This window comes from Acidobacteriota bacterium (genome assembly GCA_018001935.1).
Lineage (GTDB): Bacteria > Acidobacteriota > JAAYUB01 > JAAYUB01 > JAAYUB01 > JAGNHB01.
Map to the genome: position 1 here is coordinate 1 of JAGNHB010000051.1, position 15,125 is coordinate 15,125.

A 15,125-nucleotide genomic window follows, 5' to 3' on the forward strand; every position below is an offset into this window, starting at 1 on the left:
TGGCTCCCCAGGTAGGACTCGAACCTACAACCCATCGGTTAACAGCCGATTGCTCTGCCGATTGAGCTACTGAGGAGTACGGGAAAGAACCGGTGCGCCGCGGCGCGAAGGCGGACATTACCAAACCACCCGACCCAAGTCAAGGCTTTTTTCGCGACCGGCCGCCCCCCCCGGCCTCCGCCGCGAGCCGGGGCCGCCGGGAACCCTTCGCGGCCGGAGGACCCGTTCCCCCGCCGCGGCTGGCCCGGGGCCCCGGCGAAAACCGCTCTGTACAAGCCTATGATTTGGCATTACAATGAAGACGACGTCACGGGACCGCGCCCCCCTGTTTTGACCGGGCGCCCGTGACGGGCGGCAATACGCACGGAGGATCACCATGAAACGCATCCTGGTCTGCACTCTGCTTGCCGTCGCGACGGCAGGCCTCGCCGGGGCGGCCGGCCCGATCTACCTCCCGCACCTGGTGGCCGGCGGCGGGATGACCTCCACGGTCAATCTCACCAACCTGTTCACGAACCAGACCCAGCGTGTCTCGCTGCGCTTCTACCAGGAAAACGGCCTGCCCTGGACCGTGACAACCAACCTGGGGACCGCCGCCACCTTCGACCTGGACCTGGCCTTCGGCGCGTCCCAGTCGCTGCGGATCACGTCCGCTTCCCCGGCCATCGCCAGCGGGTGGGCGGCCGTCCACAGCCGCGACAACGCCCTGGTCTCGGCGTATTACGACTACACGGGGAGCGGCGCCGCCGTCGTCGGTTCGGCCGGTGTCATCCCCTGCACCGCCGACGTCCTGTCGCTGCTCCCCGTCGAGATCGAACTGTCCCAGAACCGGAACACCGGCCTGGCCCTGGTCAACCCCGCGGCCGAAACCGTCCAGGTCCTGCTCGAACTCCTCGACACCGGCGGCGCCTCCCTGGGCACGAAGACCCTCAACCTGGCCGCGGGGGCCAAGTTCGTCGGGTACCTGAACGCCGCCACGCTCTTCCCGCTCCTCGACAACGTCCACGGCTACCTGCGGGTGACGGGGACGGTCCCCCTGGCCGCCATGGGGATGCGAACCGTGGGGCCCGTCTTCTCCTCCCTCCCGGCGGTGCACGACGTCCTCCCCTGGAAAAACGCGCGGACCTCCTTCGTCAGCCCCACCCTCGGCTCGGACGACACGGGGGACGGCTCCCTCCTCTCCCCGTACCGGACCATCTACAAGGCGACGATGCGCTCTGACCGCGCCTGGACCCTCTTCCTGCTCCCCGGCCTCTACGACGCGAACAGCGGCGAGCATTTCCCGGTGGTGCTGGCGTACTGCATGTCCATCCGGGGCTCCGGCATCGGCCTCACCTACATCCGCGGCGGCGGCCCCTACGCCAAGCTGGGAAGCACCGCGGTGGTCTGCGGGTTCCGCGGGATGCTCAGCGACGCCACCGTGCTGAACCCGACCGGGGACGGCATCACGGTGGAAGACGACGCCACCTTTGTCGCCTGCCGGGTCACCGGTTGCGGGGGACGCGGGTTCCGGCTCCTCGGCGGGGCCACCCTGATGATGAACAACGTGATCACGGGAAACAGCATCGGGGTCCAGGTGGACGCCTCGGCCCTCCCCGACATGGGCGGCGGGACGATGCTCAGCAGCGGCGGGAACTTCCTGATCGGGAACATCCAGTGCGACCTCTTCGTGAACCGGAACGGGATGCCCTACCTCCGCTTCAACAGCTGGGACAACCCCGTCCCGACCCTGGGCTCGACCTGCACGGGCGGCGTGGACATCGCCACGCCGTACCCGCCGTATGCGGTGAATTATTAGAGAAGAATTCAGAATCCAGAATTCAGAATTGACGCCCCCGCAAAAAGTCTTTTATGCCCGCGAATCACGCGAATGAACGCGAATCAGAAATCAACAATCAACAGATATTATTCGTGTTATAAATTCGCGCATATTCGTGTTATTCGCGGGAAATCTCCCTTTCGCGACTTTTTGGGGGGTCATCAGAATTCAGTGAGGAGCGCCAGGCACTCCAGGTGGGCCGTGTTGGGGAAGAAGTCGTAGAAAAGGAGCCGCGGGGCGGCGCCGGGGGCCATTGCGACGAGGTCCCGGTGCTGCGTGACCGGGTCGCAGGAGAGGTAGGCCAGGGTCCCGGGGCGGGGGCCGCGGAGCAGTTCCCGGGCTTCCGGGGAAAGTCCCGTCCGGGGAGGGTCCAGGAAGAGCCACCCGAAGGCGGGCGTCTCGCCCCGGTGCTCACGGAGCCACGCCTCCACCGGTGACGTCGCAAGGGTGACGCCCCCGAGCCCGTTGAGGCGCAGGGTCCGCTCGAACGGCGCCCGCAGGAGCCGGTCTCCCTCCACCGCCACGACCCGGGGCGAGCGGCTCCCCCAGACCACCGTGAAGAGCCCCATCCCGCAGAAGAGTTCCAGGGCCGGGACGCTCGGGGGGAACTGTTCGCCGAGCCGCTCCAGCACCCTCCCCGCCTGGGGGAGGTTGGCCTGGAAGAACCCCCCCGGGTCCGCCTCGTAGCGGTAGGGGCCGAGTCGGAAGGCGAGGGCCGCCCCCCCGGCCCCCGGCCCCTCGGCCCGCCCCGCCCCGGGGCCCGGCCCGGCCACCACCCACTCCCCCGACGCGGGGCGGGCCGACCGCCCGAGGGCCTCCCGCAACCGCCGAACCGGGACGGGGCGTGCGAAGGCGGGCAGGACGTACACCGGCGGCCCGTCGCCCATGGCCAGCCGGATTTCCCTCAGCGGCCACCGGCCCGGCGACAGCCGCGGCAGGAAATCCTCCCGAAGCCAGCGGATGCACCGCCGGATTTCCGGACGGCACAGGAGGCAGTCCGTGACGGGGACCACCGCGTTCGAGCGGTGGCGCATGAACCCGACGCCCCGGTTCCCGGGCGTGACGTGCAGCCGCACCCGGTGGCGGTAACCGAAGGCGTCCCCCGGGGGGCAGCCCTGCTCCACGGGGACGCGGCCCCGCCAGATCTCGGCGAGGACCGACGTCTTGAGCTGGACCTGGAGACCGGGGTCCGCGTGCTGCAGCCGGCAGCCGCCGCACTCCCCGAAGTGCGGGCAGGGGGCGTCGCGGCGGCCGGGCGAGGCCTCCAGCACGTCCTCCAGCGACCCGAACGCCACGGACCGGCGCTCGGCGACAACCCGCACCCGCACTCGTTCCCCCGGAAGGGTGAACGGGACGAACACCACCCGGCCGTCCGGGAGCCGCCCCAACCCGTCCCCCCCGGGCACGACCTTCTCGATCCCGACGGTGTGGACGCTCACAGGCCCCGCCCCGCCGCTCAGGTGGACAGCAGGGAGAGGTCCGACAGCCCGAACCGCTCCCGGAGTTTCTTGCGGGTGAAATTGGCGAGGATCTTGTCGTAGGTCTCCTTCGGCAGGTTTTTCCGGTAGTGCTTCAACTCCGCCCGGCAGGCGGCTTCGAGGGCCCGCCGTTCGTCCGGCGGGACCCGGCCCTCCAGCTCGGCGACCAGGATGTCGTCCAGGCGGCGGAGGTCGCGCTCCACGGTCTCCGGGTCCGCGGACCGCGCCTCGACGATCTCCGCCTTGAGGGCATCGAGCCGGGAAAGGACCCTCCCGACGGTTTCCCCGATCCCCGGCTCGGGGTGTTCCGCCCGCAGGCGGTCCAGCTCCTCCGCGTAGGCCGCCATGAGGCGGAAGGCGGTGATGACCGGGTCCGCCGCTTCCGGCGCCGCCCCCGGCGAAGCCGGCCCGGCGAGGTCGTCCGCCGGGGCGGTCTCCTCCCCCTCCGGGCTCCCGCTCCGGCTCGCCAGGTAGGTTTCGTACTCCTCCATGACCGCCTGGTGGCAGTAGAACAGGGAATTCACCAGGGTGTGGCGCCCCTTGCGGGCCTCGAAGGTCGACATGGCCCGGTCGATGCCGCGGAGCGCCACGTGGAGCGGGACCCCGGTTTCCCGCCAGGTCTGGATGAGCGTCCAGTCCAGGGCGGAGATGAGGAGGTGCTTCCCCCGGCGGGTGACGAAAAAGTCCTCGATGTCGCTGAAGTAGCTGAAGTGCTCAGGGAGTGGTCCGCTCATGGCTCCGCCGCTCGCAAAGGAATCGGACGCCGTCGAGGGTCAGGTCGGGCTCGACGGCGTCGACGCGGGGCAACACCCCGGCGAGGCCCTCCGCGCCCCCGCCGGTGAGGACGGTCCGCAGGCCGTCGGGGAAGCGTTCCCGGTACGCCGCCATCAGCCCGGCGACCGCGAAGCGGAACCCGTGGCCGACCCCCGAGCGGATGCACGCCGCGGTGCTGGTCCCCACGGGGTCTTCCGCCCAGGTGGGGCTCACGCGGGGAAGACGGGCCCCGTGCCGGCAGAGGGCGTCGGTGAGTGCGTCCAGGCCGGGGAAGATGGCGCCCCCGAGGAAAACCCCGTCGGCCGCCACGAGGTCGAAGGTGACGGCGGTGCCGACGTCCACCACCAGGACCGGGCCGCCGAACCGGCTGAAGGCGAAGGCGGCGTTCACGACCCGGTCGGGGCCGAGGTCGGCGGGCCGGTTGTACGCCACCGCCAGGACGTCCTGGCTCTCGGCGGTGATGAAGGCGGGGGTCAAGCCCAGCCAGGTCTCGAGGGCCTTGCGCAGGACCGGCTCGAGCCCCGGGACCACCGAGACGGCGCCGGCCCCGCGGAGGGCCGTGGGGTCGATCCCCCGCTCCCGCAGGGCCTGCACGCACGGCAGCCCGTACTCGTCAGGGGTCCGGCGGGCGTCGGAGGACAGGCGCCAGGACAGGCGGGAGCGGGGCTCCCCGGGCGCGTACACCCCGAAGGCGGTCTTCGAGTTGCCGATGTCGACGGCGAGAAACATGGTCAGTCGATTTCCTCGTTGATCTCCCGGCCGGCGATCCCGATCTGCTGCATCCCCTGCCCGATGTTGGCCGCGGGGTCCAGGACCAGCACCAGGAAGTAGCCGGAGCGGAGGGACTGGGTGATGAAGCGGGCCTTCTCGTACTCGGTGATGAGCATTTCCGGGATCCCCGTGTTCCGCAGTTTGCACAGGTGCCGGACCTGCCCGAGGATGACCCCCTGGTAAGCCCCCATCAGCTTCTGGACATAGGGGTCCACTTTCCCCGCGAACTGGACGTACTCGCAGTCGACGTCCATGAGGACCGCACAGCGGCCGCCGTGGACGGAATTGATCAGACGGGTGAGGGTCCGTGTGAATGGCATGTCAGTGCAACGTCATCTCGTTCTGGGACACGGTCCGGTTGATGGTCTCGAAAACCCCGGGGCGCTTCTCGTAAGCGGAGGTGAACGCCTGGACCACGTTGAAATCGAACTTCTTCCCGGCCATGTTCCGGATGCGGGCCAGGGCTTCGCTCATGGAGAAACTCTTCTGGTAAGGCCGGTCCGTGGTCATGGCGTCGAAGGTGTCCGCCACGCCGATGATCTTGGCGGGCAGGGGGATCTGGTCCCCGCGCAGCCCCATGGGGTAGCCCGACCCGTCCAGCGACTCGTGGTGGAACCGCATGCCCGGGATGACCTCGGCCAGCTTCGGGATCTGCTTCATGATGTCGGCGCCCAGCTGGGGGTGGCGCTTCATGACCTGGTACTCGTCGTCCGTCAGGATCCCGGGTTTCTGGAGGATGGAATCGGTGATGCCGATCTTCCCGACATCGTGGAGGAGGGCGGCGATCTTCAGTTTCTCGACGTCCTCCTCGGACAGCCGCATCTCCTTGGCGATGAGTTCGGAGAAGCGCATGACCCGCTCCGAGTGGCCCTTGGTGTAGGGGTCCTTGGCGTCGATGGCGGCGGCCAGGGTGGAGATCGCCCCGAAGAACAGCTCCCGGTTCTCGTCCGCCGCCTTCTTGAGCTGCTTGATGTACAGCTCGAGGTTCTCCGCCATGGTGTTGAAGTTGTCGGCCAGGATCCCGATCTCGTTGCGGGAGCGGATGTCCACGCGCTCGCTGAAGCGCCCCTCCTTGATGGACAGGGTGCGCAGGGTCAGCATCTGGATCGGGATGCTGATGCGGAGGGAGAAGAAGAAGCTGAGCAGGAGGGCCAGGACCACGGACAGCAGCGTCCAGATGATCGTGGTGACGATCATGTTCTTGATCTCGGCATGGGCCAGTGACTCGGGGATCTGGACCACCACCCCCCAGCTCACGTTGGAATCCTGGACGAGGAAGACGGAGGCCAGCATGCTCTCCGGCTTCTCCCCGCTCTCGTCGGAGTAGGTGATGGTGGAGATGGCGCGGGACCGGAGGTTTTTCATCTCCTCGAAAACCGGCGACTTCGACAGGTTGACCCCCCGCCGCATGAAATCGCGGTTGGGGTGCAGGATGACGGTCCCGTCGCCGTCCAGGAGGAAGACCGTGTTCCCCGCGGGTTTCCCCGTGAACATGCCGAAGATGTCCGCCAGGCTGTAGACCACCGTGATGGCGCCGCAGGTCTTGCCCAGGTGGGAGACCTTCCGCCCGACGACGAAGACCGTCTCGACCTCGTTCCCGAAGTCCGAAGACATGAAGGGCCGGGATACGTAGGTGAAGCGGTTCGGGTTGTCGATGCACTCGCGGAAGGCCTTGCGCAGCTCCCGGTCCAGTTCCGAGTTGGGGGGGATGGTGTACCCCGCCTCCCGCCCCAGGCTGTCCTTGCTGATGACCCGGATGTTGATGATGCGCGAGTTGGGGAAGTTGAAGATGTCGGTGATCAGGGAGTGTGTCTTCTGGTCGAGGAAGACCAGGGACGCCTGTTCCGGGTCGTGCTCCAGCTCCAGGTACTTGCAGATGGGCTCGATGATGTTGAAGCAGGAATTCAGGTACTGGGCGATGCCGTTGGCGACGGACTGGCAGATCTGGGCGTGGATCTGGCGCTGGTTGGTGGCGAGGATCTCCGAGTTGTAGTCGATGAGGATCTTGCCGCAGATGATCAGGGGGATGACCCCGATGAGCAGCATCAGGACGAGCAGCAGGTTGACGATCTTCCCTTTTTTCCGGATCTTTTGCTCGGTCATGTCGCCTTTTGCCGTCCTCCGTCGGTCTGGCGGAAGTATATCACACAATCCCGAAATGGTCTTTCATGTACTTGGCGTACATGTAGTGGATCAGGGTGAGGGGGAGGGGGATCTGGAACCGGACCCCGTACCCGAAGCGGGGCGGGTCCTCCTCGATCCGCTTCCGCCGGATGATGCGGGAGGGGATCTCGATGCGGTGGAGCTTGGACCGGAGGAGAAGGCGGAACTCGTTGAAGACGATCTCCTCGCGGGTTTCGAAGAAGGTCCCTCCCCAGCTGATGTTCTTGCAGACCGCCGGGATGGTCTCCGAGGCGGTCTCCGTGACCGCGAAGGCCACGAATTCCACGGCGATCCGGTGGAACGTCCGCACGTTGTAAAGCTTGACCTCCGTCACGTCCCGGATGAACTCGGAGCTCACGCGGCTGACGGGGTAGGGGCGTTTCCCGAAGAGGAAGGACTTGTGCTCGGCGATCTTGTTGGAGGCGTGGGTGATCAGGATGGTGGGGACCCGGGATGTCTGGGGGGAGAAGAACAGGCCCGACACCGTGAGGTAGTGGGTCATCAGGTTCCGCGACACGCCCACCAGGATGCACGGCTGCACGTCCCCGGCCGCGGCCAGGTTCTGGTGGATCTCCTCGATGCTCCGCACGCTCTCCACGCGGAGGTCCCGGGAATCGATCTCGATGGGCTTGGAATCCAGGTTGAGGAAAAGGCAGAGGATGGGACTGTTCGTGTCCGGTTCCGGCGACATGGGGACCCGCCTTTCCCACGATGAAGAATGTGCCCGGCCGAGGGCTCGAGGCGGGACGGGGCCCTCGAGGGGCCCCGCCCGTATCGGTCATTCGCTGCGTTTCGATTTCATCTTGTCCAGCAGGTGCTGGGGGAACAGGTCACCGAGCTTGGTCGAGGCGGAAGGCGCCGTGTCGAGGATGTACCGGTCCTCCTCGGACCCCTCCTCGCGGTCTCTCCGCCCGGGCCGGCGGCCGCCGCGACGGTCGTCCCGGGGGGGCTTCAGGTCGCGGATCTCGCCGAGGGTCTCGGCCGTGGAGTTTTCCGGGGCGTCCCCGATCTTGCCGGTGAGGGAGATCTTCTCGTCCGCCATGTTGATGGAGAGGATCTTGACCGTGATCCGGTCGCCCTTCTTGGCGAACTCGTCGATGTTGCGCACCGGGAGCCAGGAGATTTCCGAGATGTGCATCAGGCCTTCCACGCCGTCGTCCAGCTTCACGAAGGCGCCGTAGCCCACCACGTTGGTGACCTCGCCCTCCAGGATCTCCCCGGGTTGGTACTTCTGCGCGAAGCTGATGAAGGGGGAGGGCTGGTTCTGCTTCAGGGAGAGGGAGATCTTCCGCTCCTGGGTGTCGAGGCGAAGGATCAGGGTCTCCACCGAGTCCCCCACCTTGAGCAACTCGGAGGGGTGGTCGATCCGCTTGACCCAGCTCATCTCGGAGATGGGGATCAGGGCCGTGACGCCGGGCTCCAGCTTCACGAAGGCGCCGAAGGTCTCCAGCTTCTCCACGGTGCCGTTCACGCGCTGACCGACGAAGTAGCGCTGGTCGACGGTGAGCCAGGGGTCGTCCACCATCTGCTTCAGGCCGAGGCCGATCCGTTCCTTCTCGCGGTCGAGTTCCACAACCTTCGCCTGGATCTCCTGCCCGACCTTCACGATCTCGGACGGCTTCTTGACCTTGTCCCAGGACAGGTTGGAAATGTGAGCCAGGGCCTCGATGCCGCCGATGTCCACGAACACGCCATAACCGGTGATCCGGGTGACCTTGCCCGTGACGATCTGGTCGAGGGTCAGGGTTTCCCAGATGGTCTTCTTGGCCTTCTCCCGCTCGATCTCGAGGAGGGAACGGCGGGAGATCACCATGCGGCCGCCCTTGGGGTTGATCTTCAGGATCAGAAAACGTTCCTTGCGGCCGATGTAGCGCGCCGTGTTGTCGACGTAGCCCAGTTCGATCTGGGACGCGGGCAGGAAGGCCTCGATCCCCTGCAGGTCGACCTTGAGGCCGCCCTTGACCACCTCGTTGATCACCCCTTCCACCGGGGTCTGGTCGGCGTGGGCCTTGCGCAGGTTGCGAAGGACGTCCTTCTGGCGGGCGTTCTTATAGGACAGGAGCGGGGAGAAATCGGTTTCGGTGGAGGACAGCACCTGGACCAGGATCCGGTCGCCCTCGGCGAACAGCAGGTTCCCGTCGGGGTCCCGGATCTCCTCCACGGGGAAGTGGCCCTCGCAACGGGTCCCGATGTCCACCTGGACGTCGTTCTCCTTGATCTTGACGATGGTGCCTTCCACGATGCTCCCGCGATGGATGTCACGGTTCTCCCGGTTCTGCTCGTACTCCATCAGCATGGCGCCGAAGTCGTCCTCCGCGATTGCGGCGGGCGCCGGCGCAGGCTCGGTCGACTCCGCGGCCGCCGGGGGTTCGGGCGCGGGCAGCTCCGCGGCCGCCGGGGGTTCGGGCGCGGGCGGCTCCGCCGCCTCGGCGGCGGGGGGTTCGGTCGGTTCCGCGGCCACCGGGGCCACGGGTTCGGAAGGTTCCGCAACCGCCGGCATTTCCGGCGCGGCGGGCTCGGGGACTCCGGCCGGAAGAGGGGCCGTTTCGGCCTCAGGCTGGGGTTCTCCGCACTCGCAGGTCGTCTCGGGGGTCACGGGGACGGCCGGTTCCGTCTGGTTGGTTTCGATCGGTTGATTGTCACTCATCCACACACCTCGACATTTTGAATCCAAAAACGGCAATTTACCCGAAACGAACCGTTTTTACAAGCCTTTTTTCTCGTTGCAAAAATATTTTTTCTCGGTCAGAATACGGCCCCCCGGAAATCCCGGCAACAGGCGGGAGTGGATCATGAACGTGGTGGCGGCCTTCTGGATCGACAACAACCATATCGTGCGCGACGGCGTCATTGCCATGGCGGTCATCGCCCTGGCGTGGGCCGTCGGGCGGGTGGCGGCGTGGGCGCTCTGCGCCTACGGCAAGCGGTCGGACGCATCCGCGGGAGGGGGCAGGGCCTCCTGGTTCTGCGGCATCCTCGCCCCGCCGACGTTCCGGCTCGTCGCCCTCCTCGGGCTCACCACGGCGAACCACATCCTCAAGCCCCACTTCCCCCGGGACATGCGCATCTACCCGCCCGCGGTGGTCACCACGATCATCTTCCTGGCCGCGATCCTCACCGTCGTCCTCTTCCTGCGACGGTTCTTCAAGGAGATGGTCCGCCAGTACGTGGAGCACTCCGAGGGCGCCGAGCGCAACCGCGTGACCCGAGACTTCGCGCCGCTGCTCCAGCGGATCCTGATGACCGTCATCTACCTGGCCTCGGCGGCGGTGATCCTCCACTACTTCCGCTACGACATCACCTCCATCGTCGTCTCCCTGGGCATCGGGACCATCGCCATCGGCCTGGCGGCGCAGGACACCCTCTCCAACATGATCGCCGGCTTCATGATCATGTTCGACCGCCCGTTCCGGATCGGCGACCGGATCGAACTGGAGAACAAGACCCTCGGGGACGTGACGGACATCGGCATCCGTTCGACCCGCATCCGGACCCTGCAGAACACCGTCGCCATCCTGCCCAACGCCTACCTCACGCGAAGCCAGGTGGTCAACCTCTCGTACCCCGATCACCGGAGCCGCGTGGACCTGCCCTTCGTGCTCACCTTCGACGCGGACGCCACCCGGGTGGCGGCCCTCTTCCTCGAGATCGCGAAGACCGTCCCCGACCTGATGGACGACCCGGCCCCCGACTGCAGCGTCACCGGGATCTCGGGCAGCGGCATCGCCTTCCTGGGCACGGCCTGGGTGGCGGACTACGCCGACCGCCCCCGTGCGGCGAACCAACTGAGCGCGGGCCTGGTGAAGGGCCTCCGGGAGAGCGGGTACGCTTTCGCGCGCCCCGACGGCCTCCCGGCCACGCCCCCGTTCCCCGCCGGGACGGCGGCCCCCGCCCCCGCCCCGCCCGACGCGGGCCTCCCCCCGAAGCCCCGGCAGCCGGGCCGTCGGTAGCCCCGGGCGGCAAGGACGGGTCCCGCCATGGTCGCCTACCTGTTCATCCGGGTCTTCTTCGCGGCGCTCCGCCTGATCCCCGCCGCCTGGGCCGCCGCCCTGGGACGCGGGCTTGCCGGCGCCTGGGGACGGCTCGACCGCCGGCACCTGGAGATCGCCCTGATCAACCTGGACATCGCCTTCCCCGACCTCCCCGAGGCGGCCAAGCGCCGCATCGCCCTGGACTCCTACCGGAACATCGGGGAGTGTTACGGCCTGATGAGCCAGTTCCCCAAGTTCCTCCGGATGAAGCCGGACCGCCTCCGGCGGTGGATCCGTTACGAGGGACTGGACACCTATTATGAAGCCAAGCGACAGGGGAAACCCGTGCTCGTCCTGACGGGGCACCTGGGGTTGTGGGAGTTCATGGCCTTCGGCCACGCCCTCCTCGACCGGACCCTCAACTTCATCGTCCGGCCGGTGCGGAACCGTCGGATCGACCGGTTCCTCAACGGGTACCGTACCCTGTCGGGCAACACCGCCATCCCCAAGCGGGAAGCCCTCAAAACCGTCCTGCGGGTCTTCGCCGCGAAGGGCGACGTCGGCATCCTGGCGGACCAGGACGCGCACGCCCGGGACGGCGTGTTCGTGGACTTCTTCGGCAAGGCCGCGTGCACCATCAAGGGACCCGCCCTCATGGCCGCCCGCGGGAACGCGGCCGTGTTCCCGGTTTTCATGGTGGAGGACCCGACACGCCGGGCGCGGTACTGCATCCACATCCTCCCGGAGGTGGACCTCCAGCGGAGCGGCGACCTGGAGGCCGACACCCTGGAGAACACCCGTCGGATGATGGCGGCCTTCGAGGGGGCCGTCCGACGGTGGCCCGGCCGGTGGCTCTGGTTCCACCGCCGGTGGAAAACCCGCCCCCTGGGCGACCCGGAAACCGTCTACGCCCGCCGCGCCCCCCGGCAAAGCCCTTGACATCCCTCCCGGGCGCGGGATAGGATTTCTTTCCGCTTGCCCGGTCCGCACCGGGCAGGACCACGAAGGAAACCACGGAGGAAACCACGGATGAACACGGATGGGATGAGTCGGAAATCTCGTCCTTGGTCTTTAAACCATCCGTATCCGTCCGTTCCGATCCATGTCTATCACCCTCCGAATTCATCCGTGTTTGTCCGGGTTCATCCGTGGTTTGAATCGGTTATCCGTGGCGCCCGCTGATTTCGGGCGGGGCGGGGAAGGCAGGCAGGATTGGAACTGTTGACCAGGGGCATCACCAAGAGCTACCGCGGGCGGCAGGTGCTCCGCGGCGTGGACCTCACCATCCGCAAGGGGGAGGTCATCGGGCTGCTGGGCCCCAACGGCGCCGGGAAAACCACCACCTTCTACATCATGATCGGCCTGGTCCCCGCGGACTCGGGGACGGTCCACCTCGGCGAGGAGGCCATCGACGGCCTCCCCATGTACGTCCGCGCCCGGAAGGGGATCGGCTACCTCCCCCAGGAGCCGTCGGTCTTCCGGAAACTCACCGTCGAGGAAAACCTGATGGCCATCGCGGAGAACCTGGACATGAGCCACGCCGCCCGGCGGGAGACCGTCGAGTCCCTCCTCGACGAGTTCGGCATCGCGGGCCTGCGGCGGAGCAAGGCCTACACCCTCTCCGGCGGGGAACGCCGCCGCCTCGAGATCGCCCGGTCCCTCGTCCCCTCCCCCTCCTTCATGCTGCTGGACGAGCCCTTCGCGGGGATCGACCCCCTGGCGGTCATGGACATCCAGAACCTCATCCTTCACCTGAAGACCCGCGGGATCGGGGTGGTCATCACCGACCACAACGTCCGGGAGACGCTGCGCATCACCGACCGCGCCTACATCATCTTCGACGGCACCATCCTCAAGAAGGGGACCCCCGCCGAGCTGGCCGAAGACGAGGACGTCCGCAAAGTCTACCTGGGAGAGAACTTCCAGCTGGCCTGACCCCCCCCGGAAAAAGTCGTCGTCTTTTTGCATGCTTTTTGCTATAATCGATCCTGACACGAACGCCCGGCGGGGCAATTCCTGACGAGAGACGGTACCCAGGCTCGAAGAGATCGAAAGAAAGCAGACCAACAGCATGCCCAATCGTATCCCGTTCCTTCGGCAGAACCTGAGAATCGCCCCCATCCAGAAACTCACGCTGACGCCCGCCCTCCTGCAGAAAATCGAACTCCTCGCCCTTTCCCGCCTCGAACTCAACGATCTCGTGGCCACCGAACTCCTCCAGAACCCCGTCCTCGAGGACGTCACGGAACACCCCGAGACCGTCTCCCTCTCCGAGTTCTCCGCCCCCCCGGCACCGCTTCCCGAGGGCGACGGCCACGCCGACGACAGTTTCGACCAGATCGACTACGACTCCTTCTTCACTGACTACCTGGACCCGGGATACCGCACCAACGAACGGGAGGAGTGCGAGCGCCCCCAGTTCGACACCTTCACCGTCAAGCCCGTTTCCCTCTACGAGCACCTGACGTGGCAGCTCAACCTCGAGGACGTCCCCCCGCCCGTCCACCGGGCCGCGGTGGAGATCATCGGGAACCTGGACGAGGGAGGCTGGCTCACCGCGGACACCGAGGAGATCGCCCGCCTGGCGGGTTGCACGACCGCCGAGGCCGGGGAGGCCCTGGCGATCGTGCAGAACTTCGACCCGCCCGGCATCGGGGCCCGCGACCTGCGGGAGTGCCTCCTGATCCAGCTCCGCCAGGCGGACGAGGAGGGCTCCCTCGCCTGGGCGATCCTCGAGCGGCACGCCGGTCTCCTCGAGGAGGGGGCCATCGACGAGATCGCCCGCCGGGAGGACGTCCCGCGGGGGGAGGTCGAGAGGGCCATCGAGTCGATCCGGCGGCTCAACCCCCACCCCGGCCTGCAGTACCAGGCCGACTCGACCCTCTACATCCAGCCGGACGTCACCATCCAGAAGGTGGGCAACCGGTACGTCATCCTGCTCAACGAGGACGGCATGCCGCGCCTGCGGATCAGCTCCTACTACCGGAAGATCCTGGAGGAGGGCCGGACGCGGGGGAACGACCGGAAGTTCCTCAAGGAGAAGTTCAAGAGCGCCCTGGACCTGATCCGCAACCTCGACCACCGGAAACGGACCGTCTACCGCGTCTGCGAGATCATCGTGGAGCGCCAGAAGGAATTCCTCGACAACGGCTTCGCCTACCTGCGCCCCATGCAGCTCCGGGACGTGGCGGAGGAGCTGAACCTGCACACGTCCACCATCAGCCGGGCCGTCACGAAGAAGTGGGTGAACTGCCCCCAGGGAATCCTCGAGCTGCGCCAGTTCTTCTCCCTGGGCTTCAAGACCGACAGCGGCGAGGACCTCTCGGTGCACAACCTCAAGCGGAAGATCCAGGACCTCATCGAGGGCGAGGACCCCTCGTCCCCGCTCTCCGACGACGAGATCACGCTCCGCCTCAACCGGCAGGGCGTGGAGATCAAGCGGCGAACCGTCGCGAAATACCGCGAGGAGATGAACATCCCCAACTCGCGGGCCCGCCGGCGGAACGGCTCACCGGCCCCCGGGGAACCGGGCGGGCCGCTGCCGCCGCACCCAGGCATGCAGAGGAACGGGGGCGGTTCCCCCGAATCATTTCCTATGGAGGACCAATGAATATCCAAATCACCGGACGCCACATCGAAGTGACCGAGCCGATTCGGGACTTCATCCACAAGCGCGTGGAGAAATTCCCGAAGCTGGTCGGCCCCGTGTGTGACTTCAGCTTCATCCTCACCGTCGAGCGCCACCGGCAGATCGCGGACGTCGTCCTGACCACCAAGCAGCGGACCTTCACGGCTGCCGAGGACTCGAAGGACCTGTACGCCTCCATCAGCTCCGCGGTCGAAAAACTGGAGAAGCAGGTCCGGAAGACCAAGGAGCGGCGGCAGGACAAGTCCCGCTCCACCGACAAGGTGACCCTTCACGAGAAAACCCTGGCCAGCATCACCGACATGGGCGCGGTCAGCGACCTCGCCGCCAACCCCACCGTCGTGAACCTGCAGATGGACACCCGCCCCATGGCCGTCGAGGAGGCCATCCACGAACTCCAGGTCTCGGCGGGGAGCTTCGTCGTCTTCGTCAACTCCGGCACGGAGAAGATCAACGTCCTGTACCGCCGCAAGGACGGCAACTACGGCCTGATATTCCCCTGA

The 15,125-nt window shown here is 67.0% G+C and carries 13 protein-coding genes and 1 tRNA gene; 6 read left to right on the forward strand and 8 right to left on the reverse strand.

Annotated elements, in window-relative coordinates:
• Nucleotides 1-76, reverse strand: a tRNA-Asn gene (locus KA419_16230).
• A gap of 300 nt (nucleotides 77-376) precedes the next feature.
• On the opposite strand from KA419_16230, the gene KA419_16235 reads away from it, so the two are divergent.
• On the forward strand, nucleotides 377-1,798 hold the full coding sequence (locus KA419_16235) for a DUF1565 domain-containing protein (GenBank protein ID MBP7867482.1): 1,422 nt from the start codon (nucleotides 377-379) through the stop codon (nucleotides 1,796-1,798).
• A gap of 182 nt (nucleotides 1,799-1,980) precedes the next feature.
• On the opposite strand, the gene KA419_16240 is transcribed toward KA419_16235, so the two are convergent.
• The 7 genes from KA419_16240 to KA419_16270 all read right to left on the reverse strand — a co-directional run bounded on the left by KA419_16240 (nucleotide 1,981) and on the right by KA419_16270 (nucleotide 9,652).
• On the reverse strand, nucleotides 1,981-3,258 hold the full coding sequence (locus tag KA419_16240) for a class I SAM-dependent RNA methyltransferase (protein ID MBP7867483.1): 1,278 nt from the start codon (nucleotides 3,256-3,258) through the stop codon (nucleotides 1,981-1,983).
• A gap of 17 nt (nucleotides 3,259-3,275) precedes the next feature.
• A complete protein-coding gene (locus KA419_16245) occupies nucleotides 3,276-4,031 on the reverse strand; it encodes a hypothetical protein (protein MBP7867484.1) in 756 nt (251 codons plus the stop codon).
• Nucleotides 4,012-4,800, reverse strand: a complete 789-nt coding sequence (locus KA419_16250; GenBank protein ID MBP7867485.1) for a type III pantothenate kinase — start codon at nucleotides 4,798-4,800, stop codon at nucleotides 4,012-4,014. The genes KA419_16245 and KA419_16250 overlap by 20 nt, the downstream gene beginning before the upstream one ends.
• A 2-nt stretch (nucleotides 4,801-4,802) precedes the next feature.
• Nucleotides 4,803-5,162, reverse strand: coding sequence for a hypothetical protein (locus tag KA419_16255; protein ID MBP7867486.1), 360 nt, complete (start codon nucleotides 5,160-5,162; stop codon nucleotides 4,803-4,805).
• 1 nt (nucleotide 5,163) lies between these two features.
• Nucleotides 5,164-6,945 (reverse strand): HD domain-containing protein, encoded by a 1,782-nt coding sequence (locus KA419_16260; GenBank protein MBP7867487.1) that lies wholly within the window; start codon nucleotides 6,943-6,945, stop codon nucleotides 5,164-5,166.
• Between the two features lie 40 nt (nucleotides 6,946-6,985).
• Nucleotides 6,986-7,696: a PilZ domain-containing protein gene (locus KA419_16265; protein ID MBP7867488.1), complete on the reverse strand. Its 711-nt coding sequence runs from the start codon at nucleotides 7,694-7,696 to the stop codon at nucleotides 6,986-6,988.
• An 87-nt stretch (nucleotides 7,697-7,783) separates the two neighbouring features.
• On the reverse strand, nucleotides 7,784-9,652 hold the full coding sequence (locus KA419_16270; protein ID MBP7867489.1) for a S1 RNA-binding domain-containing protein: 1,869 nt from the start codon (nucleotides 9,650-9,652) through the stop codon (nucleotides 7,784-7,786).
• Nucleotides 9,653-9,797: 145 nt separating this feature from the next.
• Between KA419_16270 and KA419_16275 the strand changes: the two genes are divergently transcribed.
• From KA419_16275 to raiA, 5 genes are all read left to right on the forward strand, one after another.
• Nucleotides 9,798-10,955, forward strand: coding sequence for a mechanosensitive ion channel family protein (locus KA419_16275; protein MBP7867490.1), 1,158 nt, complete (start codon nucleotides 9,798-9,800; stop codon nucleotides 10,953-10,955).
• 27 nt (nucleotides 10,956-10,982) lie between these two features.
• The gene (locus KA419_16280; protein ID MBP7867491.1) at nucleotides 10,983-11,915 is read left to right on the forward strand and encodes a lysophospholipid acyltransferase family protein; all 933 of its coding nucleotides are present in this window, start codon (nucleotides 10,983-10,985) and stop codon (nucleotides 11,913-11,915) included.
• Between the two features lie 273 nt (nucleotides 11,916-12,188).
• Complete coding sequence (lptB, locus tag KA419_16285; protein ID MBP7867492.1) at nucleotides 12,189-12,911, forward strand: LPS export ABC transporter ATP-binding protein; 723 nt, start codon at nucleotides 12,189-12,191, stop codon at nucleotides 12,909-12,911.
• 136 nt (nucleotides 12,912-13,047) lie between these two features.
• Entirely contained in the window at nucleotides 13,048-14,586 is a 1,539-nt protein-coding gene (gene rpoN / locus KA419_16290; protein MBP7867493.1) for an RNA polymerase factor sigma-54, read from the forward strand.
• A complete protein-coding gene (gene raiA, locus KA419_16295; GenBank protein ID MBP7867494.1) occupies nucleotides 14,583-15,125 on the forward strand; it encodes a ribosome-associated translation inhibitor RaiA in 543 nt (180 codons plus the stop codon). Before rpoN ends, raiA begins: the two co-directional genes overlap by 4 nt.